Annotated in this window: 21 protein-coding genes; 9 read left to right on the top strand and 12 right to left on the bottom strand. The window is 59.1% G+C overall.

Features of this window, described 5'->3' with window-relative positions; genetic code table 11:
- The first annotated feature begins 92 nt into the window (after nucleotides 1-92).
- Both betA and HMPREF2751_RS06050 read left to right on the top strand, forming a co-directional pair.
- Nucleotides 93-1,832, top strand: a complete 1,740-nt coding sequence (gene betA / locus HMPREF2751_RS06055) for a choline dehydrogenase (RefSeq protein WP_049171795.1) — start codon at nucleotides 93-95, stop codon at nucleotides 1,830-1,832.
- 111 nt (nucleotides 1,833-1,943) lie between these two features.
- Nucleotides 1,944-3,050, top strand: a complete 1,107-nt coding sequence (locus HMPREF2751_RS06050) for an NAD(P)H-dependent flavin oxidoreductase (protein ID WP_065421657.1) — start codon at nucleotides 1,944-1,946, stop codon at nucleotides 3,048-3,050.
- Between the two features lie 115 nt (nucleotides 3,051-3,165).
- On the opposite strand, the gene HMPREF2751_RS06045 is transcribed toward HMPREF2751_RS06050, so the two are convergent.
- From HMPREF2751_RS06045 to HMPREF2751_RS06020, 6 genes are all read right to left on the bottom strand, one after another.
- Nucleotides 3,166-4,362 carry a globin domain-containing protein gene (locus HMPREF2751_RS06045; protein WP_049171798.1) on the bottom strand — a complete coding sequence of 399 codons (1,197 nt, stop codon included), beginning with the start codon at nucleotides 4,360-4,362 and terminating at the stop codon, nucleotides 3,166-3,168.
- 201 nt (nucleotides 4,363-4,563) lie between these two features.
- Nucleotides 4,564-5,037 carry an Rrf2 family transcriptional regulator gene (locus tag HMPREF2751_RS06040; RefSeq protein ID WP_070595680.1) on the bottom strand — a complete coding sequence of 158 codons (474 nt, stop codon included), beginning with the start codon at nucleotides 5,035-5,037 and terminating at the stop codon, nucleotides 4,564-4,566.
- A gap of 112 nt (nucleotides 5,038-5,149) precedes the next feature.
- Nucleotides 5,150-6,985: a phosphoenolpyruvate carboxykinase (GTP) gene (locus tag HMPREF2751_RS06035; RefSeq protein ID WP_070595679.1), complete on the bottom strand. Its 1,836-nt coding sequence runs from the start codon at nucleotides 6,983-6,985 to the stop codon at nucleotides 5,150-5,152.
- Between the two features lie 298 nt (nucleotides 6,986-7,283).
- Entirely contained in the window at nucleotides 7,284-7,709 is a 426-nt protein-coding gene (locus HMPREF2751_RS06030) for a DUF6802 family protein (protein WP_070595678.1), read from the bottom strand.
- 34 nt (nucleotides 7,710-7,743) lie between these two features.
- Nucleotides 7,744-8,772: a hypothetical protein gene (locus tag HMPREF2751_RS06025; RefSeq protein WP_048734276.1), complete on the bottom strand. Its 1,029-nt coding sequence runs from the start codon at nucleotides 8,770-8,772 to the stop codon at nucleotides 7,744-7,746.
- Nucleotides 8,754-9,296, bottom strand: coding sequence for a hypothetical protein (locus HMPREF2751_RS06020; RefSeq protein WP_070595677.1), 543 nt, complete (start codon nucleotides 9,294-9,296; stop codon nucleotides 8,754-8,756). The genes HMPREF2751_RS06025 and HMPREF2751_RS06020 overlap by 19 nt, the downstream gene beginning before the upstream one ends.
- A gap of 324 nt (nucleotides 9,297-9,620) precedes the next feature.
- On the opposite strand from HMPREF2751_RS06020, the gene trmB reads away from it, so the two are divergent.
- From trmB to HMPREF2751_RS05985, 7 genes are all read left to right on the top strand, one after another.
- Nucleotides 9,621-10,469, top strand: a complete 849-nt coding sequence (gene trmB / locus HMPREF2751_RS06015; RefSeq protein WP_246819644.1) for a tRNA (guanosine(46)-N7)-methyltransferase TrmB — start codon at nucleotides 9,621-9,623, stop codon at nucleotides 10,467-10,469.
- A gap of 4 nt (nucleotides 10,470-10,473) precedes the next feature.
- Complete coding sequence (locus HMPREF2751_RS06010) at nucleotides 10,474-11,157, top strand: NYN domain-containing protein (protein WP_049171810.1); 684 nt, start codon at nucleotides 10,474-10,476, stop codon at nucleotides 11,155-11,157.
- 59 nt (nucleotides 11,158-11,216) lie between these two features.
- Entirely contained in the window at nucleotides 11,217-12,260 is a 1,044-nt protein-coding gene (locus HMPREF2751_RS06005; protein ID WP_016421635.1) for a lysylphosphatidylglycerol synthase transmembrane domain-containing protein, read from the top strand.
- A 62-nt stretch (nucleotides 12,261-12,322) separates the two neighbouring features.
- Nucleotides 12,323-12,694, top strand: a complete 372-nt coding sequence (locus tag HMPREF2751_RS06000) for a DUF3054 domain-containing protein (RefSeq protein ID WP_070595676.1) — start codon at nucleotides 12,323-12,325, stop codon at nucleotides 12,692-12,694.
- An 87-nt stretch (nucleotides 12,695-12,781) separates the two neighbouring features.
- On the top strand, nucleotides 12,782-14,308 hold the full coding sequence (locus HMPREF2751_RS05995) for a peptide MFS transporter (RefSeq protein ID WP_016421637.1): 1,527 nt from the start codon (nucleotides 12,782-12,784) through the stop codon (nucleotides 14,306-14,308).
- Between the two features lie 244 nt (nucleotides 14,309-14,552).
- On the top strand, nucleotides 14,553-14,822 hold the full coding sequence (locus HMPREF2751_RS05990) for an ACT domain-containing protein (protein WP_016421638.1): 270 nt from the start codon (nucleotides 14,553-14,555) through the stop codon (nucleotides 14,820-14,822).
- A gap of 14 nt (nucleotides 14,823-14,836) precedes the next feature.
- The gene (locus HMPREF2751_RS05985) at nucleotides 14,837-16,201 is read left to right on the top strand and encodes a PFL family protein (RefSeq protein ID WP_049193157.1); all 1,365 of its coding nucleotides are present in this window, start codon (nucleotides 14,837-14,839) and stop codon (nucleotides 16,199-16,201) included.
- Between the two features lie 18 nt (nucleotides 16,202-16,219).
- Here HMPREF2751_RS05985 and HMPREF2751_RS05980 read toward each other — a convergent pair whose 3' ends face one another.
- From HMPREF2751_RS05980 to HMPREF2751_RS05955, 6 genes are all read right to left on the bottom strand, one after another.
- Nucleotides 16,220-16,777 carry a TM2 domain-containing protein gene (locus tag HMPREF2751_RS05980; protein ID WP_016421640.1) on the bottom strand — a complete coding sequence of 186 codons (558 nt, stop codon included), beginning with the start codon at nucleotides 16,775-16,777 and terminating at the stop codon, nucleotides 16,220-16,222.
- 212 nt (nucleotides 16,778-16,989) lie between these two features.
- Nucleotides 16,990-17,913 (bottom strand): cutinase family protein, encoded by a 924-nt coding sequence (locus tag HMPREF2751_RS05975; protein ID WP_070595675.1) that lies wholly within the window; start codon nucleotides 17,911-17,913, stop codon nucleotides 16,990-16,992.
- Between the two features lie 5 nt (nucleotides 17,914-17,918).
- On the bottom strand, nucleotides 17,919-18,407 hold the full coding sequence (locus HMPREF2751_RS05970; protein ID WP_070595674.1) for a DUF732 domain-containing protein: 489 nt from the start codon (nucleotides 18,405-18,407) through the stop codon (nucleotides 17,919-17,921).
- A gap of 37 nt (nucleotides 18,408-18,444) precedes the next feature.
- A complete protein-coding gene (locus HMPREF2751_RS05965) occupies nucleotides 18,445-20,556 on the bottom strand; it encodes an alpha/beta hydrolase-fold protein (RefSeq protein WP_070595673.1) in 2,112 nt (703 codons plus the stop codon).
- 555 nt (nucleotides 20,557-21,111) lie between these two features.
- Nucleotides 21,112-22,155 carry an alpha/beta hydrolase gene (locus tag HMPREF2751_RS05960; RefSeq protein ID WP_049193152.1) on the bottom strand — a complete coding sequence of 348 codons (1,044 nt, stop codon included), beginning with the start codon at nucleotides 22,153-22,155 and terminating at the stop codon, nucleotides 21,112-21,114.
- A 469-nt stretch (nucleotides 22,156-22,624) separates the two neighbouring features.
- Nucleotides 22,625-23,644, bottom strand: coding sequence for a decaprenyl-phosphate phosphoribosyltransferase (locus HMPREF2751_RS05955; protein WP_070595709.1), 1,020 nt, complete (start codon nucleotides 23,642-23,644; stop codon nucleotides 22,625-22,627).
- Nucleotides 23,645-23,667: the final 23 nt, after the last annotated feature.

Raw genomic sequence — 23,667 nt, 5'->3', positions numbered from 1 at the left:
AAATATTACTTGGGGCTTATCGGGGCTTATCACAGTCCTTGAAAACCATTCCGATATGCATCGGCAAACAACCTACGGAGGTACACCAGAACATGGGAGCTTTCCCGGCTGTCTTCAACTTCGGTAAAAAGAATGGCAACACCACAGTCGAACACCGCGACGTCGTCATCGTTGGCGCGGGCTCTGCCGGCTCTGTGCTGGCTAACCGGCTGTCCGCAGACCACACTCAGCAGGTGCTCGTACTCGAGGCCGGCCGCATGGACTCCCTCTGGGATCTCTACATTCACATGCCTTCGGCGTTCTCCTTCCCAATCGGTAACAAGTACTACGACTGGAAGTACGAATCCGAGCCGGAACCGGAGATGAACGGTCGCCGCATCTACCACGCCCGCGGCAAGGTCGTCGGCGGCTCCTCCTCCATCAACGGCCAAATTTACCAGCGCGGTAACCCCATGGACTACGACAAGTGGGGCGACACCAAGGGGCTGGAGAACTGGGGCTGGAACCACGTTCTGCCGTACTTCAAGCGCATGGAAAATGCGCTCGGCTCCGACAAGGACGACCCGCGCCGTGGCCACGACGGCCCACTGCGCATGAAGCGCGGTCCGGCCGATTCTCCGCTGTTCAAGGCCTTCTTCAAGTCTGTCCAGCAGGCCGGCTACAACTACACCCCGGACGTCAACGGCTACCGCCAGGAGGGCTTCGGTCCCTTCGACGCGAACATCGACAAGGGCCGTCGCCTCTCCGCTGCCCGCGCATACCTGCACCCAGCCCTGCAGCGTCCAAATCTGGAGCTCCGCACCCGCGCAGAAGCCACCCGCATCCTCTTCGAGGGCACCAAGGCCGTCGGCATCGAGTACACCTGGAAGGGTCGTACACACCAGGTGCGAGCAGACAAGGTCATCCTCTGCGGTGGCGCTTTCAACTCTCCGCAGCTGCTCGAGGTCTCCGGCGTTGGCGATGAGAAGATTCTGAATGCCGCCGGAGTGAACGTCGTCAAGCACCTGCCTGGTGTCGGCGAGAACCTGCAGGACCACCTGGAGGTCTACATTCAGTACAACGCCACCCAGCCGGTGTCTTCACAGCCGTACCTGGAGAAGTGGCGTTGGCCGTTCATCGGTCTGTGGTGGATGCTCACCCACAAGGGCCCGGTGGCAACGTCGCACTTCGAGGGTGGCGGTTTCGCGCGCTCCAACGACAACGAGCCCTACCCGAACCTGATGTTCCACTTCCTGCCGCTGGCCATGCGTTACGACGGCACGAAGATCGATAGCCCGCACGGTTTCCAGTTCCACGTTGGTCCGATGTACTCGGATGCCCGTGGCCATGTCCACATCACCTCCTCGGACATCAAGGTCAAGCCGTCGATCCTGTTCAACTACCTGTCCACTGATCAGGACCGCCGTGAATGGGTCGAGGCTGTGAAGGTCTCCCGTAAGTTGCTGGACACTCCGGCCATGAAGGAGTACACCGACGGCGAGATTTCCCCGGGTGCAGATGTGCAGACCGACGAGGAAATTCTCGAGTGGGTCCGCAAGGATGCCGAGACCGCCCTGCACCCATCCTGCACCTGCAAGATGGGGCCGGCCTCCGACGAGATGGCCGTGGTCGATCCGGAGACCATGCAGGTCCACGGCACCGAGGGCCTCTACGTGGTTGACGCTTCGGTCATGCCGGGCATCACCAACGGCAATATCTACGCACCGACTATGATGATTGCCGAAAAGGCCGCTGACCTCATCGCCGGCAAGACCCCGCTGGCACCGCAGGACATTCCGTTCTACCGCGCTGGCCAGGGTATGCCGCTGGATCCGCCGGAGAGCACCAAGTAGTTCTTGAGTTCTTGAGGCGGTAGCGCGGCGTCTATTGCGCAACGTCGTTCGTCGGCATTGGCCGGGTTCTCCCACGCGGGGGAATCCGGCCTTAGTGTTACTCTCGCCCCTATGAGCAGTACAACCTCGCAGACACTCGAAAACCTCCGACGCTCATCAATCATTTTGGCGCCGATGGCCGGTGGCCCATCCACGCCCGAACTCGTCGCTGCCGTTTCCAATGCTGGCGGGGTTGGCACCCTTGCCGCCGGATATCTCACTGTCGAAAAGCTCACTGAACAAGCACGGAAGACGTGCGCACTGCTTGACGACGGCAAAGGTTTCGGCATCAACCTCTTCTGCCCCAACACTGCTGACGCCGGTATCGGAACCTCAGAGGAGGAACTTGCTCAGTGGACCGCTTTTCGTAATCGTCTGGCGCCGGCCGCTGCCCACTTCGACATCGACTTGCCTGACACTCCGACCTGGTCAGATGACTACTTCTCGGCGAAAGTCGAGGCAATTCTCGCTGATGACTTTCTGCCCAATCCCGATGCCCTGAAGTTCGTCTCCTTTACCTTTGGCTACCCAGATAACGAGGTCATTGCTCGGGTAAAGGAATCAGGCCGCAAAGTGATTTTGAATGCGACCTCAATTGAGGGTGTACAGGCGGCGGCGAAGGCTGGCGCTGATCGCATTGTCCTGCAGGGACTAGCTGCGGGTGGGCACCGCGCATTTGTGAAGGGGAAGGATTCGTCCGACAGCATTGGGGCCTCTGTGGAAGAGCTCGCCCAAGCAGTCACCGAAGCATGTGCAGTTACCAATGTTCCCATCATCGCCGCTGGTGGGGTGGGTAACCGAGAGGACGTCGTCAAGCTTGTGGAAGCCGGCGCGGTGGCTGTGCAAGCTGGCACACGGTTCCTCACCACCGCGGAGGCGGGTACGAAGGAGACGCACCGACGGGCACTGCGTGATTTGGTGGGGCGTGACACCGTTTTGACTCATGCTTTTTCCGGCAAGCCAGCGCGTGCCATCGAGAACACGTTTACCCGGGAGTTTTCTAGGGTCGCGCCGGAGCTTTACCCGCAACTGCACTACTTGACCACACCGCTTCGCGGCGCGGCGAATAAGGCCGTCGATCCCGAGTATCTCAATTTGTGGGCAGGTATTGCGTTTGCGCAGTGCACGAATCAATATGCGGCGGATGTTGTTGCGGAGCTTTCCGGCTTGGCCGAGTAATACGAAGCCGCCGATGCTACAAACTGCAAAATGACCAGCCCCGGACATATATCGCGGCTGGTCATTTGGCTTTATTTGTGACGACGACTTTTATGGCGACGGCGCGGTTGTGGCGTTAAGCGTCTAGCAGCCAATCGTTCGGGCTGAACAGCTCGAAGTGAACGTTATCGCGAGCAACACCGCGATCGGCGAGCTGCTGGCGAATGGCCTGCAGGAAGCCGTTGCCACCACAGAGGTAGAACTGAGCGCCCTCCGGCAGCTCCGCATCCGCCAGATTCATCAAATCCGGCTCGTACCACACCTGCTGGCGAGCATTGGTCAGAGCGGCGACAGCATTGTCACGCTCTGCGCGCAGGGCATCTGCGGTTTCTGCACGGTCCGCGTGGAGGACGACAACATCTCGCTTAGAGTCGCCAGCCACCAGGGCATCCAACATGCCGATCATGGGAGTGGCACCAATACCTGCGGAAATAAGCACCACCGGGTCGTTTGATTTGGTGTCCAACACCAGGTCACCTGCCGGCAGAGAGATCTCGATGGCATCGCCCGGCTGCACCTTTTCCCACAGCTGTGTGGAAACTTCGCCAGCCGGCAGGTCCTCAGAGGCATCGACACGACGAACCGCGAAGGTCAGAACACCTTCCTTGCCGCCGACCAGAGAGTATTGACGTAGCTGGCCGGCGCCGTCCGGCATGGTCTGACGCACGGAAATGTACTGTCCCGGGAGGTAGGAAACGGGGGTTTCGTCGTCAAGCTTGACGGAGAATACTGCGACATCATCACCGCGCTCTTCACGAGAGACGACGTGAGCGGCGCGGAAAACATCACCTGCTTCGACGCCGAGGTCGTCATAGAGCCCCTTCTCGAAGTCGATGAGAACACGCTGCATCTCCAGGTAGACGGCATCCCATGCGTCGCGGACAGCCCCCTGAAAGACCTCTGGGGTGAGGATTTCCTCGATGGCATCGAAGAGGTGCTTGTGCACGATTGGGTACTGCTCCGGCTTGATGCCAACGGAAATGTGCTTGTGGCCGATGCGGGAAAGCAGTTCTTCCGGGGCAGGAGCGTCTGGGTCGACCAGCGTAGCTGCGAAGGTAGCGACGGATGCCGCCAGCGCCTTCTGCTGAGCCCCCTGCTTCTGGTTGCCGCGGTTGAAGGTATCGGCAATGAGTTCGGGGTGAGCAGCGAACATCCGGTTGTAGAAGTTCGGCGTGATTTTCTCGATGTTGGCACCGACGACGGGCAGGGTTTGGGTGACGACTTCGGCCTGCTCTGGAGTCAGGCCGTTCTTGTTGACATTCAGGTTTGGCATGACTTCACACTATCACCATATTGCGCATTTTGTTTGCGCAATATTGTTTGTTGGCGCCAAAACTAGTCTTTGCAGTTGCGAATCAACCGCTTTTAGCTGCAGAAACGGCGCCGCCAAAAGTCTTGACAGACAAGCTCCGACAGCACCACTCTCAGCTCTTTTCAAATCGAGATTAGGCCTTCAGTTCTACGCCTAAACCACCTAAACCGGACGAATATTGAGCCTCGACCCCTCAGACAAGCTACCTCCCTCGGAAGTATCACCATCCGCACCATCAACCGACTTGGCGGGAATGAGATCAGCAATCAACACCGGATCGAGTGCCGCGAAGAACGCCTCCTGTGCAGCCGCTAACTTGCCACGCAACAGGCACGTCGGCAGCAATGGACAGTCAGTGCCGACACAATCGACGACCTCGTTGTTTTCCAGAGTGCGCAGCAGCTTGCCGACGGATTTTTCCGTAGCCGAATCTCGCAGATAGATGCCACCATTGCGCCCCTTGACCGCTTCCAAGAAGCCGAGCTCCACAAGCCGCGAGACAACCTTGGAAACATGCGCGCGAGACGCATTGAGAGACTCCGCTACCTCGGCAGCGGTGTATTTGCGCCCCAGCTCCCCCATCGCCATCAAAGTGATGACACGCAGGCTCAAATCAGAGAAAAGCGTTAGTTGCATTGCGTGTCATCCTTCATCGTTGTACTGCACAAACCACCCCCTTGCCAGCCACTTCGGGCAACAAGGGGGTGGTTCTAGGTTCTAGCTTTTAGCAAGGCTAGCTAGCAAGATCTTAGTCCTGCAGACTCTTCTCGATACGAGCCTTCAGAGCCTCGAACTCGTCCCAGACCTCCTGCGGAACGCGGTCGCCGAGGAACTTCAGCCACTCCTCGTTGTCCGGGAGGTCACCCTGCCACTTAGCAGCCGGTGCCTTCAGGGCTTCCTTGACATCGGCGAAGTCGATGTCCAGGCCAGTCAGGTCCAGGTCCTCTGCCTTAGCGGTGTGACCAACAACGGTCTCCTTGGCGCCAACACGGCCCTCAATGCGGTCGATGATCCACTTGAGAACACGGGAGTTGTCGCCGAAGCCCGGCCACAGGAAGCGACCGTCTTCGCCGCGGCGGAACCAGTTGACCAGGAAGACCTCTGGCATCTTGTCGCCGCCCTTGACACCCATGTCAATCCAGTGCTGCAGGTAGTCACCGACGTTGTAGCCAATGAACGGCAGCATTGCCATCGGGTCGTGACGCAGGGAGCCAACCTTAGCCTCAGCGGAAGCAGCGGTCTGACCGGAAGCCAGGGTTGCACCGATGAAGGTTGCGTGGTTCCAGGACAGAGCCTGGGTCACCAGCGGCACAGTGTCCGGGCGACGGCCACCGAACAGGATGGCGTCAATCGGGACACCCTGCGGGTCGTCATACTCCGGTGCAGCGACCGGGCACTGCGAAATCGGGGTGCAGTAACGGGAGTTCGGGTGCGAGGACAGCTCGTCGGAATCCGGAGTCCAGTCATTGCCCTTCCAGTCAATGAGGTGCTCCGGCTTGCCTTCCATGCCTTCCCACCAGACGTCGCCATCGTCGGTCAGTGCGACGTTGGTGAACAGGGTGTTACCGGCCTCCATGGTCTTCATGGCGTTCGGGTTGGAGGAGTAGTTGGTACCCGGTGCAACACCGAAGAAGCCGTTCTCCGGGTTGACAGCGTACAGGCGGCCGTCCTCACCGAACTTCAGCCATGCGATGTCGTCACCGACGACCTCGGCCTTCCAGCCCTCGATGGTCGGAGTCAGCATAGCCAGGTTGGTCTTACCACATGCAGACGGGAATGCAGCGGCGATGTGGTAGGCCTTGCCCTCTGGGTTGGTGAGCTTCAGGATGAGCATGTGCTCGGCCATCCAGCCCTCTTCCTTAGCCATGACCGAAGCGATACGCAGTGCGTAGCACTTCTTGGCCAGGATGGCGTTTCCGCCGTAGCCGGAACCGTAGGACCAAATCTCCTTGGTCTCCGGGAACTGGGTGATGTACTTCTCATCGTTGCACGGCCATGCAACGTCCTCCTGGCCCTCCTCCAGCGGAGCGCCAACGGAGTGCAGAGCGTGGACGAAGTCTCCGTCCGGACCAATCTTGTCCAGGGAATCCTGACCCATGCGGGTCATGATTCGCATGGAGAGAACCACGTACTCCGAGTCGGTCAGCTGAACACCCAGCTTCGGCTCCGGGTCGGTAATCGGACCCATGCAGAACGGAACGACGAACATGGTGCGACCCTTCATGGAACCGCGGTAGTGCTCGGTCATTTCCTTCTTCAGCTCGACCGGATCCGCCCAGTTGTTGGTCGGGCCAGCGTCCTCTTCCTTTTCAGAAGCGATGAACGTGCGGGACTCCACACGAGCAACGTCCTTCGGGTTAGAGCGGGCAAGGAAAGAGTTCGGGCGCTTTTCCTCATTCAGCTTGATAAGAGTTCCCTTATCAACCAGGTCCTGGGTAAGGCGGTTCCACTCTTCTTCCGAGCCATCAGCAAAGACAACCTTGTCTGGCTGGGTCAGTTCTACGACCTCAGCAATCCAGCGCAGCAGTTCGGCGTTCTCGGTCGGGGCCTGGCCCTCGAGACCAGGAATAGAAGGTGCGGACATCAGTTCTCCTGACTCATTGATTCGCGTCTTAATTTAAGGCTACCGGGGGATACCGAAAGTTGCCGGGCCCCACATCGACAATCGGCTCGTTCCCTCATTTGCAAGCCGTTACATCACGGCTTTACAACAAATAATTTTCCTCGCCCCATTCTTGCGACCTGTTCATTTATGGCTATAACCAGCGAATAAGGCCAGCCTCACCACATAAAATTACAACCATTAACCCTTTGGCTGCAGTTACCCCCATTTGTAAGCAACCGAGACACGGGTACCCCCGCGCGCAGCGGTTCCAAAGTCATTAGCCCCAGCTGCCCCGAGCGGATTGCTCCCATGAGTACGCATCCCACTTCCCCGCTGCTGATACCGTTTCCGCTGCCGCTCCGCCTATCGCGTCAGCAGCCCTCACATCATCGCTGCTCCAAGACTCCCAAGTGCCGTCAAAACGGACCGTCGTAACGTGATCCACCGTGCCGTCACCGTCTAAATCCGAATAGATCGACAACCCGGAGTCGTCGGCAAGCGTAATTGACCCCTCGTCGTCGCCGAGGTCGTAGAGCTGCCCATCGACCTCCACGACCAACCCGGCGCCACCAACGTCCGCAGACTGCCCATCAATCGGTGTCGCTGCCTCCAAACCACACGGCGTAGCGGGCGAACGCGCCTCCACCCCGCCATCGGACGCGGGTTGGTCGGAAAAGTACTGCAGTAATGAAAACTCATCCATCGTGATATCCCCCTATTTCTCTTCGCTGTCACAGCTATCGTGCAGGCGTTCCGGTGTACTCCGCCAGCTGCTCTATTCGCCATCCCGGACCCCGCGCACCAATGGCTTCGCGCACCGTCATCTCCACGGACTGTGTCCATTTTCGCCGCAGATGGGCAAGATAATTTGCCCGCCACTGCGCGGTGCGTTGGCGTGCGTTACGACGAATCGTTGCGCCCACCGCCACCACCGCAACACCGAGGCCTATTGCAAGTGCGACCAGCTGCGCCGCAAGCGTCGGCACCCCAATCCACATCAGCAATCCGTGGACGATCCGCACTGCACCGACCGCCACGCCAAGCGATGCCACCGCCACCAGAGCGTCCATGGCATAACTGGGGTGAGCTGGGCTTGCTGGAGCGGGCACTGAGATTTCCACACGAAGGCCCAATTCGTCGCCACACCGCTGTTGCAGCCGCGTCGCTGCGACCTCGGCACGCCCCTGAAGTTCCACCTGATCACCTGCGGGGCCGTCAGCCACTTCCTGGAGCGCATCCAGCACTGCACTCTCAGCTGCCAACTGCATCTTCCGCTGCAATCGCGCCGCCGCCCCGGCTCCGCGCGATCGCTCCTGTGTCAGCTGAGCTCGCACATTTCGAGCCCGGCGCGCACTCAGTGTTTCCCCCGGGTTTCTGGGCGGACCTTCTGCCAGCAGAACCAGGGTTCTGGCCATCTTCGCGTCCAGCGCTCCCATTGGGATTGTGCTGTCGATTTCCTGACGCCAGGCCTCGGCATACTCACCATTGCCAATCAGGCCAACTGCAACACGGCCGGTGGCTTGGCTAATGGCTGCAACCGTGCTGACGCACTCCCGCGTGGGCTGCACCTCGCTGTCTGCAACATAGAGCACGACGGCGCTGCGTTTATCCACAAACTCCAGGCGTCGTGGCGGAGTCGCAGTATCGACAATCTGCGAGAAGTCCGCGCGGTCCGCTGCGTCCCCGGCTTTGGTGACAAGAAGCGGTGGCTGCTCCGGAGCCTCGGCCGAGACCGGGAGTGGCTCAACTACGTCCGGTGCTGCCATAACAGCTCCTCCAGGCTGTCTCTAGCAGCGGGAAAGGCCGCCGCAATCTCAGTCAACTGCACTGCGAGTAGCCCGTCATCATTGCGTGATCCGCCTTTCGCACCGTGGCGTTCAGCAATCTTCCGCAACGCGGAGCTGAACAAAAAGGTGTGTTCAGCTGTCTCGTTTGTGGCGATGTCGCAATACTCGTCGGCAAGCGAATGGCGAATCGGTTGTTGCTCGATGACCAGCGCGACAGAGACGGACAGCTTGTCGGCCAGCTCCGCGTGACATTGCGAAAACGCCTCGCGCACAGCGGTTTCGCGCACGCCCCTGCGCAATCGCGCGCAGATTATCGATGGCCGTTTCTCACGCTCAAGTGCCTTGGCGACGCACACCTCCGCACCGCTCGTGTGTGTGGTGTCCGAGTGCGCGACCTGCCGCGCTGACAGCCAGTCCACCACAGCGGCGCGCAACGACGACGATGTAGATCCTGTTGACGGCTGTGTTGTTTCCGTGACGTCAGTTGCGGAAATAAGATCCATTAGGCCTAGTCCCCTCCCATAAATCCCCTGCGTGGTTTAGTTAAAACCTGCGTAACCCCCATACGGCCCGTGAGCCAGATTCCGCGCCCTGAAACGCTGCGCTAGGCAGACCCCAAGCACCGCTTCAACCAACGAATAAGCGCGGCTTCGCGTTCAGCCTACAGCGGACCGCGGATTCGGCAAGTCGACAAAACAACTCGCCTCGCCGTGCCGCCAATTCAGGACGACGCGGCATCGTCAACCGGCGTGAAACCGCCAGGACAACAACAAAAATCCTAGGGGCAATGATTGGATAGTTGGCCGATGTCGTGGACAATAGGGAACGTGACTACTTCTGATTTTTCTGAAAATATCGAACAGCCTGCGGTTTCGCAGGAATCCGAACCATTGCCAACTCGCGCAGACGCGCAGGCGGAACAACCGCATGAGCGCCAGCCGAAAAAGGGCGAATTGCCTGCAGGTCGTCCGGAAAAGACCCAATTCGATGATGGTCTTGACTACCCGCGCATCGGCAATCTGTCCTTCCGCCGTGGCACTTTGACTCCCAACCAGGAAAAGATCTGGGAAGACAACTGGGACACGTACGGCAAGGTCCTCTCCGACGAAGTCATTGACGTAGAGGAATGGTTCGGCCGCAAGGGTCCGACCATCGTCGAGATTGGCTGCGGCACCGGCACGTCCACCGTGGCTATGGCTCCGCAAGAACCGGACCACAACATCATCGCCGTTGAGCTCTACCGCCCTGGCCTGGCGAAACTGCTCTCCGCCACCGTGCGCAATGAAGTGTCGAACATCCGCATGGTCCGCGGCGACGGCGTCGAGGTCCTGCAGCGCATGATCGAGCCGGAGTCGCTGGCCGGCGTACGCCTGTTCTTCCCGGACCCGTGGCCGAAGGCACGCCACCACAAGCGCCGCATTGTGCAGTCCGGCACGTTGCGCCTGATTTCTTCGCGTCTGAAGCCCGGCGGCATTTTCCACGCCGCCACCGACCATGCGGACTACGCAGAGTGGATTGAGGAACTCCGCGAGGTCGAGCCGACGCTCGAGCCTATCGCCTGGCCCTGGCCGGAATCCCCCATGCTTCTCGACCGACCGACGACCAAGTTCGAAGCCCGCGGCCTGAACCTCGACCACGACATCCACGAGTTCATCTGGCGCAAGAAAGAGGCATAGGAACATGAGCACTACCCAAAACACCTCTGCCAGCTACAACACCACTGAGACGCACCCGACCGCACTACTCGTGTGGGACGCCCCGAACTTGGACATGGGGCTCGGCGCCATTTTGGGATCCCGCCCGACCGCCGCACACCGCCCGCGCTTCGACGCCGTGGGCAAATGGCTTATCGACGAAGCCGAGCGCGTATCCCACAACATCGGTTCCGATGTCCTCCCCGAGGCCACGGTGTTCACCAACGTCAACCCGGGCTCAGCGGAGATTGTCCGCCCCTGGGTCGAGGCTCTGCGCAATGTCGGTTTCGCGGTCTTCGCAAAGCCGAAGATCGAAGAGGACACCGACGTTGACCCGGACATGATTGCGCACATCCAACGGCGTTACGACGAGGGCGTGTTGCGCAGTGTCGTCGTTGCGTCCGCCGATGGCCAGAATTTCCAGGAGCTGCTGGAAAAGCTCGCATCCGAGGGGATTCGGGTAACCGTCATCGGTTTTCACGAGCACGCTTCCTGGGCGCTGGCCTCCGATGCGATTCGCTTCGTTGACCTGGAGGAAATCAAGGGCGTCTTCCGCGAGCCGCTACCGCGTATCGATCTCGACCGCCTGCCTGATGGCGGTGCGTGGCTGCAGCCGTTCCGTCCGCTCACGTCGTTGCTCAAGGAGCGCGACGGCAAGAACGACGACTAGGGAGACCACCGCGGCGACGTCTAGGGAGACGAACAGGAAGACGAACAGGCTTCTTATTTATGTCACGACTTAAAAAAGTCCTCAAAACCGGCAATTCGAGCTGGCTACGATCGATAATCCTCGTGGCCCTCGTGATTGCCGGTATCGTCCTGACGGTAAGAAACTGGGACAGCGTCGTCCAGGGGCTCCAAATCCTTGCGGATGTCGATGCTAAGTGGCTGTTCATCGCCATTTTTTCCGTGGCTTTTTCGCTCTACGCGATGGCGGAAGTGATGCGTCTGCTGTTGCGAGCTGGAGGCGTAAAAGCAGCCACTCGCCGTAGCACCAATGCGCTAACCCTCGCATCCAACGCGTGGGCGGTCACCGTTCCCGGTGGTGCCGCATTCTCCACGGCGCTGCAGATTAAGCGCATGATGCAGTGGGGCGCATCCGCGGTCCTTGTCAGCTGGTTCGTGCTTTTTTCGGGCGCGTTGTCGTTTTTAGGTCTGGCATTTCTGGGGCTTGGCAGCCTCTTCTTCGTCGGACAGGGTGGCACGACCGCAGTGCTCATCGCTATGGCAATTGCGGTTTTACTAGCCACCATTTTGCTGTGGCGGATTTCGCAGAACCCGGCTTTTCTCAACAAGACAGGCGCGTGGTGTCTGCGTGTCTTTAACAAGATTCGAAAGAAGCCCGCGGACACCGATGTCGACCGACTTGAAGAGTCCGTCAAACAGCTGACCAGCGTGAAGTTGCCCGTGCAAACTTTGGCTCTTTCCTTCACCTGGTCCTTTATCAACTGGGTCGCGGAAATTGTCTGTCTCTACGCCGCCATCCGTGCCGTTGGTGTCGATGACATCTCCGCTACGAAGGTGCTGCTGGCTTTCGTAACCGGCAAGCTCGCAGGTTTCATCCAGGCCACACCGGGCGGCATCGGCACTGTCGAGGCCGCTTTGACCGCGGCTCTCATCGCAGGCGGCACCACCGGCGCCGAGGCCTTTGCAGCGGTGCTGGTCTACCGCATCGTTTCCTTCGTCCTGGTGGCAATTGTGGGCTGGATTATCTACGCCCTCGGCTTCGACCACAAGGATCAGCCCGAGCATCAGCCAGTCGCTGACCGCTAATGGCTTCCTCGCCGCTGGTCGCTGGTCACCCACCAATCTGAGGGGTCGCTAGACTAAGAAGCATGAACACACGCGTATCGACGTTCTTGATTGACATCCTCGCCATCTTTATTTTCGCCGTGTTGGCACGTCTGGCTCACAACACTCCCGAGGGTCCTTTTACCTTCATCAATATCCTCGATACCTGGTGGCCGTTCGCATTCGGTGTCCTCCTGGGCACCGCGCTGATTAAGAACGAGCCGAACCCGCGTGCAGTGAGTTCAGGCGCAATTGTGTGGCTCGGCACTGTCGTCGTCGGCCTAGCTGTGTGGGCCACCCGCAATTCGGCAGTCCCGCACTGGTCCTTCATTCTGGTTGCCTCAGTCATGAGCGCCTTGCTGCTGCTGGGTTGGCGAGCAGCGTCGAATGCGGTTGCTCGTAAGTCTCTGGACTAAGCCTTCGGCCCCATCCCTAGCCCTTCGGTTTAGTTCACTGACTAAATCTGGTTTTTAATTTTTGCACTCCGCCTCGATAATTGAAGAATGGACAAATCTTCTGACGAGGCTCTCGGCAATCAACCAACTGCTGAGACCCAACGAACTCATAACCCCGCAGGGTCCAGCGAAGACCGTACCTTCATGGGCCAACCGTGGGGTCTCGCCAACCTCTTCGGCATCGAAATGTGGGAGCGCTTCAGCTTCTACGGCATGCAGGCCATCCTGGCTTTCTACATGTACTACGAGACCACTCAGGGCGGTCTCGGCCTGGACAAGGGTGCTGCTACCTCCATCGTCGGTGCTTACGGCGGTCTTGTCTACATGGCCGCACTCGTTGCCTCTCTGGTTGCTGACCGTATCCTTGGCTCGGAGCGGACACTGTTCTACTCCGCCATCCTGGTCATGTTTGGCCACATCTCCTTGGCATTCATCCCCGGCGTGATTGGCCTGGCTATTGGCCTTGTCTCCATCGCAATCGGCTCCGGCGGCGTGAAGACCAACGCACAGGTCGTGCTGGGTCAGCTCTACGCCAAGGACGACCCGCGTCGTGACGCCGGCTTCTCCATCTTCTACATGGGCGTCAATATCGGTGCCCTGTTCGGCCCACTGCTCACCGGCTGGATCTGGGGAATGAAGGGCTTCCACTGGGGCTTCGGCCTGGCCGCTATCGGTATGGCTGCCGGTCTGATTCAGTACATCCTGATGCGCAAGTCCACCATCGCCGAGGCTGGCCATGAGATTCCGAACCCGCTGCCGAAGAAGCAGTACCCGGTATGGATTGGCATTGCAGTGGTCATCACTGTTGTCTCGGTTACGCTGGTTTCCACCGGAATTGTTCCGGTCACGACTCTTTCCACTGTGGTCACAGTGATTGCACTGATCGCCGCTGTGGTGCTGTGGTGGCAGATGTACTCCTCGCCACTTACGACGAAATCGGAGAAGACTCGCCTGGTCGGTTTCATCCCGATGTTCGTCTCAGGCGTGCTGTTCTTCGGTATCTTCCAGCAGCAGTTCACGGTGCTGGCCATCTACTCGGACATCCGCCTCGACCGCGAGATCTTCGGTTGGGAAATGTCCCCGGCCTGGATTAACTCGATCAACCCGATCTTCATCATCGCCTTCTCGATGGTCTTTGCAGCCGCCTGGTCCAAGCTTGGTGACCGCCAGTGGTCCACCCCAGTGAAGTTCGGTGTCGCCAACATCATCATCGGTATCTCGCTGTTCTTCTTCATCCCATTCTCCGGTGGCGGTGAGAACTCCACTCCGCTGTATGCGATTATCTGGATTCTCTTCCTGTTCACCATGGGTGAGCTCATGCTGAGCCCGGTCGGCAACGCCCTTGCTACCAAGGTCGCTCCGGCAGCATTCCCGTCGCGCATGATGGCCGTCTGGCTGATGGCAGTCGCTATGGGTACTTCGCTGGCAGGCACCCTGGCCGGCTTCTACAACTATGAGGATGCCGCTGCTGAGAACACCTTCTTCATCACCCTGGGTATCGCCTCGGTTGTCCTGGGCTTGATTCTGCTCGCCCTGCGCAAGTGGATTGTCAAGGAGTTCGTCGACGTCCGATAGGGCTGGCTCCGTAGGGCTGCCCCTCGCTCTGGCACAGCCCACGCTCACGCCCACGCCCCTCCCCCTCCTCGCCACTTCACGACACCTATGTCACCTCATGCCGCCTCCACAGATGGCACGAGGTGACATAGGTGTCGTGAAGTGTTTTTTGGGTGGCTCTGAACATGCTTCGCCACAAACTCGCCACCAGCACAACCGCCATCCACAGATTTTCCCCACCTCCCCACCGGCTAAAATTGAGGCCATGTTTGCCATCATTACCGTCACCGGCGAGGATCACACCGGCATCATCGCCGCCGTCACCACTGCTCTGGCGGAGCAGGACGTCAACATCGTCGATGTTTCCCAGACCCTCATGGATAAATGGTTCACCATGATCCTGCGGGTGGAGTTCAACGAGAAGGCCACCCCCATCAGCACGCTGCAGGGTTACATGGATTCCGTCGGCAAGCGGGAGGGGCTTGTCATTCGAATCCAGTCTGAGGCGCTATTCAACGCCGTCAACGAGATTTAAAGGGCGCGACCAGGATGGATTTCAACTTCGCGCAATCTAAGTTCCTCGACACTATTGACATGATCGAGAAGTACCGTCTGGATATCCGGACGGTCACCATGGGCATTTCCCTGCTCGAGTGCTCTCGCTCTGAAATGGAAGCCACCGCACAGGCGGTGTATGACCGCGTAACCAGGCAGGCCGCTCGCCTCGTGGAGGTCTGCGAGGGTATCGAGGCGGAGCTGGGCATTCCGATCGTCAATAAGCGCATCTCCGTCACACCAGTTTCCCTCATCACGGCCGGTTGCGAAGGCGACCCCACCGTGGTGGCCAAGGCACTGGACCGCGCCGCCCGCGATTCTGGCGTGAACTTCCTCGGCGGCTACTCGGCGCTCGTCGAAAAGGGCGCGACGACCAGCGAGAAGCGGCTCATCGACTCCATTCCCCACGCTCTTAGCGAGACCGAATTGGTGTGCAGCTCGGTCAACGTAGCGTCGTCACGCGCGGGCATCAACATGGATGCAGTGCGCCGCATGGGCGAAGTGGTGAAGGAAGCTGCGGCGCAGACCGCCGACCGCAGCTCGATTGCCTGCGCAAAACTGGTGGTTTTCGCCAATGCGGTGGGCGACAACCCCTTCATGGCCGGCGCGTTCCACGGTGTCGGGGAGCCAGATTGTGTCGTTTCTGTCGGCGTTTCGGGTCCGGGTGTGGTCGATCGCGCGCTCGGCGATCTGCATGGCGCCAGCTTTAACGAAGTCGCCGAGGAGATTAAGAAGGCAGCGTTCAAGATCACACGCACGGGTCAGCTGGTCGGCACGATGGCGTCGGAGCGCCTGGGCGTGCCTTTTGGCATCGTGGATCTCTCGCTCGCGCCGACCGCCGAGATGGGCGACTCCGTCGCTCATATTCTCGAGCATATGGGGTTGGAGCAGGTCGGCACGCACGGCACCACTGCCGCGCTGGCACTGCTTAACGACGCCGTGAAGAAAGGCGGCCTGATGGCGTGTTCACGCGTCGGTGGACTGTCCGGGTCGTTCATTCCGGTCTCTGAGGACAAGGGCATGATTGATGCTGTGCGCGCGGGGTCGATCAGCATGGACAAGCTGGAGGCGATGACCTCTATTTGCTCGGTGGGCTTCGACATGATCGCGATTCCCGGCGACACGCCTGCGACCACGATTTCCGGCATGATTGCCGACGAGGCCGCCATCGGTGTGATGAACCACAAGACCACCGCAGCCCGCCTCATTCCGGTGCCGGGTACCAAGCCGGGCGATGAGGTGAACTTCGGTGGTCTGCTCGGCTACGCGCCGGTCATTGATGTCAATGCCAAGGGCAATGCCGAGTTCATTGCCCGCGGCGGCTACATCCCCGCGCCGGTGCACGGCTTCAGGAACTAGCGGATTCGGACGAGGCTCCTACGATTGCAGGCGGCGCCCATTTGCGTCATAGGCGTAGGAGCCGCTACCGACGAGAATCAAAATGAACTCGATAAATGCCCAAATGCTGACGCCGATAATGAGGAAGAAGCCAACCAGGAAGATGGCGGTAATCCAGCCGAATACCGTCAGTGCTAGCTGAATAGCACCACGCGAGTTGTGCCCCAAGTAGAAATTGTGAACACCCAGGGTGCCCAGGAAGAAAGCAAGCAGAGCCGCTGCAATCTTGGACTTATCCGAGACAGGGGAACCTGCCACCCCGTAGCCCTGGTGCGGGTTCGGGCCGCCGAAGCCAGCGGAATACGCCGGCGCCTGCTGGTTTGGGTAACCACTCTGATACGGATTCGAGTACCCGTTGTGGAAATTGTGCTGGCTCGGGTCCTGATAGCCCTGCCCCACGTTCGGCTGCTGCGGTGGGTATGGATCCGAGTACGGCATACCGGAGCTGTAAGCACCCGAGCTGTTAGCGAACTTCCCCTTGGACCTCGGCATACCGTCTTCGTCGAAATCTCCATATGGGTTTGTCGGATTCGTCATTGCACCCTACCTTTTCGCCTAGATCTCCCCGGTCATGAACAGCAGTTCCTTGGGCGATAATAACCGGTTCCGTCAGACTGCTTCCTGCAACTTTGTCAATTTCTTTCGAAATTTTAGCGAAACTGTTGTTTTGGAACATTAAACACCAGTTCTTGAGCAAGATTCTAACAGCAAGTCCCCGTCGGGGGCGTCTCGCACATTTCGAGCTGCCTCTACCGCGCCAGCGATTGCTCAATCAGTTCGCGAGCCCAACCCTCAGTCCAGGCCAGCGGAGTCGTCCCCGGAATTGCCACATCATTCGTGGCGTAGGTCGCGTGCGCACCCGCGCCGGTAATCATCTCCTGCGCTCGTGCAATCGCATCGGCCACTCCCGGAGGCACATCACAGAAGGAGTCCGATGGCACGCAGACATTCTGGACCTTGTCATTAAGAGGACCAAAGCCGTCTCGTGGACCGCGCATCGTCGCGCCCGGAACCACAGCCTGCACAATGCCGCCAAGCGGCTGCAATGACAGCTCGACGCCCACACCAGCCAGCGGAACGCCCTGGTTCACGCCCTGATTGGGGTCACGCCGCGGGTCGCCCAACAGAGCCACGCCCGCAATGCGCTCGGCCGGAACGACACCGCGGCCATTGCCGATGTCAGAGGCCAAATCACCTGCAATAGCGGCACCCTGGGAGAAGCCCATCAGGACGAAGTCCGTCAGTGGACACTGCCCGTGCAAGTCAGCCATTTCCTTAGCGGTGACATCGCGCCCGACTGCCTGCGAATCATCGTAAGTGAGTTGGTCGGGCAGCTGATGCGTCTTGATCTGTGCCGGGTACGGCGTAGTCCAGACCTTGACATCACCCTCCGAGTAGGACCCTGAGATCGAGTTCGTCAGGCCAAGCAGCAGCGAATGCGGGTTCGCGGTCGGGGCCATCGGATCATCGTCAGCACGCGATTCCGCAGTTCCGGGCACGGCGATAACTTCTACCGCCGGGCACCACTCGGGCTGTTCGGCCAGAATCCCACCATCGTCGCCGGGGGTCGGTGGGGTTTGACCGCCTTGGTCGTCGTTAAGCCATTGCACTACGCCGAAGCCAATAGCGGCCACCAGCACAATGACCGCCAGAATTGTCAGCACTTTACGCATGAGTGCTAGCAATACGCCTTTTTAGCGGAGCTTGCAATAGTCTTCGCCACTTCTTCGGCACTTTCCTGTGAGCGCCCCTGTGCGACCAGCTGTCCGGCAATCGCCAGCGCGATGACCTGACGCTCCTCCTCCGGTGCGTCTGCGCATGCCGCGCGACCTGTGCCGATGAGCTGATCCTCCACCCCAGCAACATCAATTCCCGCTTTTTCCAGCGCTTCGAGGTATGAATCATCCGCCTCACTGAGCTTCATCTGCCCATCGGGCGCTTCGTCCACGCGCTTAGCTTGGGGATCTGTGATCTCCGGCGCAGACTTTTCGCTCGACTTCGGCGCAGAAGTCTTCGTGCTTGACGACGTCGTGGAGGTCTTCGTAGTCGTCGACGAGGTGACCTCCGAAGACTCCACTGTGGAACTGCCACAGGCGGCCATTCCGAAGGTCAGCAGCGCAACAGCTGTGGTTGTAGCCAGTGTCCGGAAGGACTTGTTCATGGACATTTGTCTATCCCTTATTCAGTGCCCTGCTTTGGTTGGCTTACTTGTCATCACCGTTGTCGGCGGCTGGGGCTGGTGCTTCTGGCTTATTGCGCTCTTCAACAATCTTGCCGTTGAGCTGGCGAATCCAGCCACCCTCGAACTGCTGTTCAAGACCGCCGGCCTTGACTGGCTGCAGTGGGCCGACCGGGTAACCGAACGGGCCATTTTCGTAGCCAGTGCTGCCCCAGTGGTCAGTGATGTCGTTGGAGCGCACCGGTTGTGCGCCAGTTTCCGGAGTCCAGTAAATGGCACCGTGCTCAAAGCGCTGGAAAGCGCCGCGGGCGAGCTTGACCTCGTCGCCGTCGACAGGCAGACCCAAATCGGACTCGGCGCCACCGAGCTCCTTGTAGACACGGCCGATTTCACCACGCACGATGCGAGGTTCTTCGCCGCCAATCTTGACGATGGTGCCACCCTGGAAGTCTTGGGCGACACCGCCCGGAATATCGCGGTGGTTGGCGACTGGGTAGCCCAGCGGACCGGTCTCGAAGCCGGCCTTGCCCCAGACGTTCATAATGTCACCGGTGACTTCGTGGGCTCCGCCTTCCGGAGTCCAGTAAATCGACCCCTTTTCGAAGTGGACGAATCGTCCCGAGCCATCCGGCGTCGCCAATTCGTTGGTCACTGGGTAGCCGAGCGGCGAGGACGGACCGCCGAGCTCGTTATAACGCGAACCGATGCGCCCCCAGACCACATGTGCCCCGGAATCCGGGTGCCAGTAGGCGGTACCGCCGGTGAAGTCCTGAGCCACGCCATTCTTGGCGACACCATACTCATCCGACAGGCAGGTGCCGATTCCCGGCAGCGATGCGACGGCCTTTTCAATCTCGCCGCCTACACGGCAGACCGCGCCACGATCGGACTCCGGCAGCTGGAGTGCATCGGCCAGCGTTGGCCAGGCTTGACTGACCTCGAATTGCCAGTACGGCCAGGTGTGAGTACCCGAGCTCCGGAAGTTTACAACCGGCTCGACGCCCTTTTCGCGTGCATTTCGGATGAAGGTTTCACTGGTCATGCGGGAAAGCACTTCCAATGCGTAACCGGTCGGATTGTCCGGCTTCGTCGGATCGATCTGCGACGGCACGTCCCACTCACCGGTGTTGCCGTTACCCGCCGAGATGTACAGCGACATGCCCTTGAGCTTGTCGATGTTCAGCTTCGGATCATTGTCCTTCCAACGCTGCGAACCGAGCGGTCCCCACATCTTCGTCGCGTCATAGCCACCGGTGTTCTTCATCGCCAGAGCGATTGCCTGCGGCATGCCGGGCGAAGTCATGTCTAGGTAACCTGAGAGGCTACCGGCAAACTTCCACAGCTCCGGCGAGTGTGCTGCGACGTTGTAAGCACCGGTAGCGCCCATGGAGATACCGATGATGCCGCGTTCATCGTTGCCGCGGAAGCCGTTGGTGATAACCGGCACGAGCTCCTTAGTAATGAAGCTCTCCCACTTGTAGTTCTGACCGTTATCCGGCTGATCCCAGTCAGAGTAGAAGGACGATGTACCGCCGGCGGGCATAACCACCAGGACATTCTTGTCCTCGTAGAAGCGTTCGATATTGGTAGCGCGAATCCAACCGGAGTAGTCATCAAACGATGCCATACCGTCAAGGTGGTAGACGCTCGGGAATGTGCGCTCCTTGTCGCGGTACCAATCGCGCGGCAGCAAAATCTCAACCTGAATTGGCTTCTCCGGCATGGCAGCCGAGCGAATGTGCGCAATGACGTGGTGATCTGTGTACCACTCGACTTTGTCTACGCTGACTCCGCTGGGCAGGTTCGCCACTGCGGGAGTATCGACTTTAAATGGCGTACGCTCCGGCCCCGGCATCGGCTTCGGCATGCCCAGGCCAGATAGCTGCGCACCAGCAGCTTGCGCTGCTTCAGCGGCCTTAGCAAGGTCTCCCAGGTCTCCAGATTGAGCTAACTGCCCCTGAACGGCCTGAAGTTCCTCGTAGCTGGGCAGACCTGGCTGAGCTGGCTCGGGAGCCGCCACTGCAGCAGGGGCACCGAGAGCGAGAGTCAACGGTAGTGCCAAAAGTGCGGTCAACGCCCGCGATGACTTCCGGCTGTTGCCGAGGCCACCACGGAGGAATCTAGCGGTTACGCGCATAAGAGGGCTTCCCTTTACAAAGTCGCTGGTTGAAATTATTTGAGACATTGAGTGTTGCACCGGCGCCGATTAGGCACCTGCAGATAGCATCACGCGGCGCTAGAGCTATGCGTTTACCGTTCCGCTTCTCAGAATTACGTGGTGACCAGCAACGTATCCGAAGGTTCCCCTCCTCCGGCGTGCCGCTGCAAGAAGAATCTCACACACGTTCTGCGAAACAAACGGTATAGCTACCTGAATAGCTTCACCCTTTACTTTAAGGTTCGACTCTCATGTTTACCCTCTTACGGGTAAAAACCGTGGAGACACACGCAAAAGGAACTGAATTCAAGCGTTGACAGCGCAACTCTTTGCGCCCCTCTAAGCCGTTACCCACACCTTCCGCTCAGCATCCAAACCCGGACTCGACACAGAAAAAAGACCAATCCCAACAAAAGGATTGGTCTTTTTTCAAAATTGAGACTTCTTAAGAAGCTAGCCCCTTTAAGCAGTTATCCAGCACCAGAGCTAGGTCAGCACACCAGGGCACCAGAGCGCTCTGAAACAAATACCGACTTAAAGCCCCAGCGCCCGAAGAATGTGCGGGCGAGCAAGCGCGGCATCACGGCCCCACAGCTCCCACGAGTGGATACCGTTCGGGCTGTAGACAAACTGCGCATTGAGGCCGGCAGCGCGAGCATCCTGCTCAAAGCGCTGCGTCGAAGCGCGGGATACGGACTCCATCACGGCACGCCAGACGGTGTCAGGGAGCTGCGGCACCGGACGGTTCAAAACCTCCGGATCACTCCACAGGCTCTGAACACCCTGGGCGGAGGAAACATACATCGGCAGCCCCTTGAGCTGGTCGAGCAGCATCGAAGGGTCATGGGCCTGGCGTTCCGCCGAAGCCGGAACCGGAAGACCCCACATGCCAGTCGGATTCACTACACCAGTGCTAGCCACCATTGCAGTGGTACCCGTAGCAACTACCTCGTTCGACATCTGGTAGTAACCGGACAGCGAAGTAACATGCTTGAACTGGTCACGGTGGCGGGCTGCCAAAGAAACCGCCGCAGCCGCACCCATGGACAAACCAGCGATTGCGTTGCGGTTCGGGTTGACACCAAACTCACGCTGCAGATAGACCGGCAGCTCCTGAGTCAGGAAGGTCTCCCACTTCTGGATCTTCGGACCCTCAGCAGTCACAGCCGGGGTATTCCAGTCGGTGTAGAAGGAGCCATCGCCAGCAGCCGGCGCAACCAGAGTGATGTTGTCATTGGCGAAGGTCTGAGCAATGTGACCCGACCAAATCCAACCGGACGCGCCCTTATTAAAGCCCCACAGACCGTCGAGCATGTACAGGGACGCATCGCCGCCACCAGTAGCCGCCTTAATCTGAACCGGAATATTGCGGTTCATAGCCGGCGAGAAGACCTGGCAGTACTGAACCCACCAGTTGTATGGATCCCACTCACAGCCTGGACGCAGTCGATCACGGTTTGGATCAGCACTCGCATCCTTCGCGGATGCGAGCATGATGCCACCAAACACCATTGCAACAGCCACAAGGGCAGCTACGACCTTCACCGTGAAGTTACGACTCACTGCAGTAAAGCTCATCGTTCTCCTCTTTACTTTCGGACTTACCTCCGCGCCAGACTTTTCGGAGGCAGTCGCTTACGCGAGCTTTCGCTTTTCTGCTTCCAGTTGTGACGCGACAACTGGAGACCCCACAAAAGAATCTCGAGTATGTAACGATACTCAATCGTTTCCCTACATCCAAGTTTAAATCGTAATCATTCCGTAATATTTCTCACATTTCTCGGCAAAACTATCTACCACAAGGAGAAACACTGTTTACCAGCGAGGAATTACAAAATTGTAATTCTGCCACCGACTGATCCGTAGGACTGACTGAGAACCTAAAACACGCCTACAAGAACCCCAAACACATCCTAAGTACTAACGAGGTACAGAAAAGCCCATGCACCCCTCGATGCATGGGCTTTCAGCTACCAACCGAACCCGACGAGAAACCGACGGAAACCGACGGAAACCGCAGTTCTCTTAATGGGAAAAGAACAAGGAACTACCCCAGAGTTGGAACAGCGTAGACAGCGATGGCAATGGACAGCAGCCACAGGACGGCCAGTGCCTGCAGCGGACGGTCCTTGAGCGCAATCTCATCCGGGCTTCCCGCATCACCACGGTCAACGTCGGCCGCGAAGCGCAGGATGGCCACAGTGAATGGAACCATTGAGATCTCGTACCAAATAGCCGAAGTCGACGAGGTGCCCGGCGCGCGACCCATCTCGAAGCCCCACAGCGCGTAGCTCAGTACCACGGCGGTCGCAGCGAGGGTCCACACAAAGCGCAGATAAGTCGCGGTGTAACCCTGCAACGACTTACGAATCTTCTTACCCGTACGCTCCGCCAACAGCAGCTCAGCGTAACGCTTACCGGCTGCCATGAACAGCGAACCAAAGGCGGCAACCAGCAAGAACCACTGGGACAGGTTGATGTTGGCAGCAACACCGCCGGCCATTGCACGCAGCATGAAACCCGAGGACACCAGCGCAATATCAATCACCGGCTGATGCTTCAAGCCAAAGCAGTAACCGAGCTGCAGCGCAATGTATACAGCCACAACAATTGCTAGCCCCGGCCCCTCAGAGGCAAACCAGGACACCGCAATCGAACCAATAATCAGTGCGACCGCCATAATGTACGCCATACTCACCGGCAGTACGCCAGCGGCAATTGGGCGGAAGCGCTTGGTCGGGTGCGCACGGTCGGCCTCGACATCGCGGGCATCATTAATCAGGTAAATCGACGATGCTGCCATACAGAAGGCCACAAACGCCACCAGGATGTCGACGGTCAGCGTACCGATCGAACGTCCCGAGTCCATGATCTCGTTACCGGCTGCCAGTGGAGCCGCAATGACCAGGACGTTCTTCACCCACTGCTTCGGGCGAAGCGCCTTGATCATGCCGTCCAGCAGATTTTTCGGCGGATGCCCCTGCGGGTGCGCAGGCTCATCGATACCGGAAGTGTGCGGCTCAGACCCAATCCTTGATTGCGAAGCTTGCCGCTGGTTGGCCGACACATTGGCCAAGTTGTCGTTCTCCG

It is taken from the genome of Corynebacterium sp. HMSC063G05 (assembly GCF_001810555.1).
GTDB classification, from domain to species: Bacteria; Actinomycetota; Actinomycetes; order Mycobacteriales; family Mycobacteriaceae; genus Corynebacterium; species Corynebacterium jeikeium_D.
The sequence above is the reverse complement of the archived record's forward strand: the minus strand, read 5'-3'. Positions and strand labels throughout refer to the sequence as shown.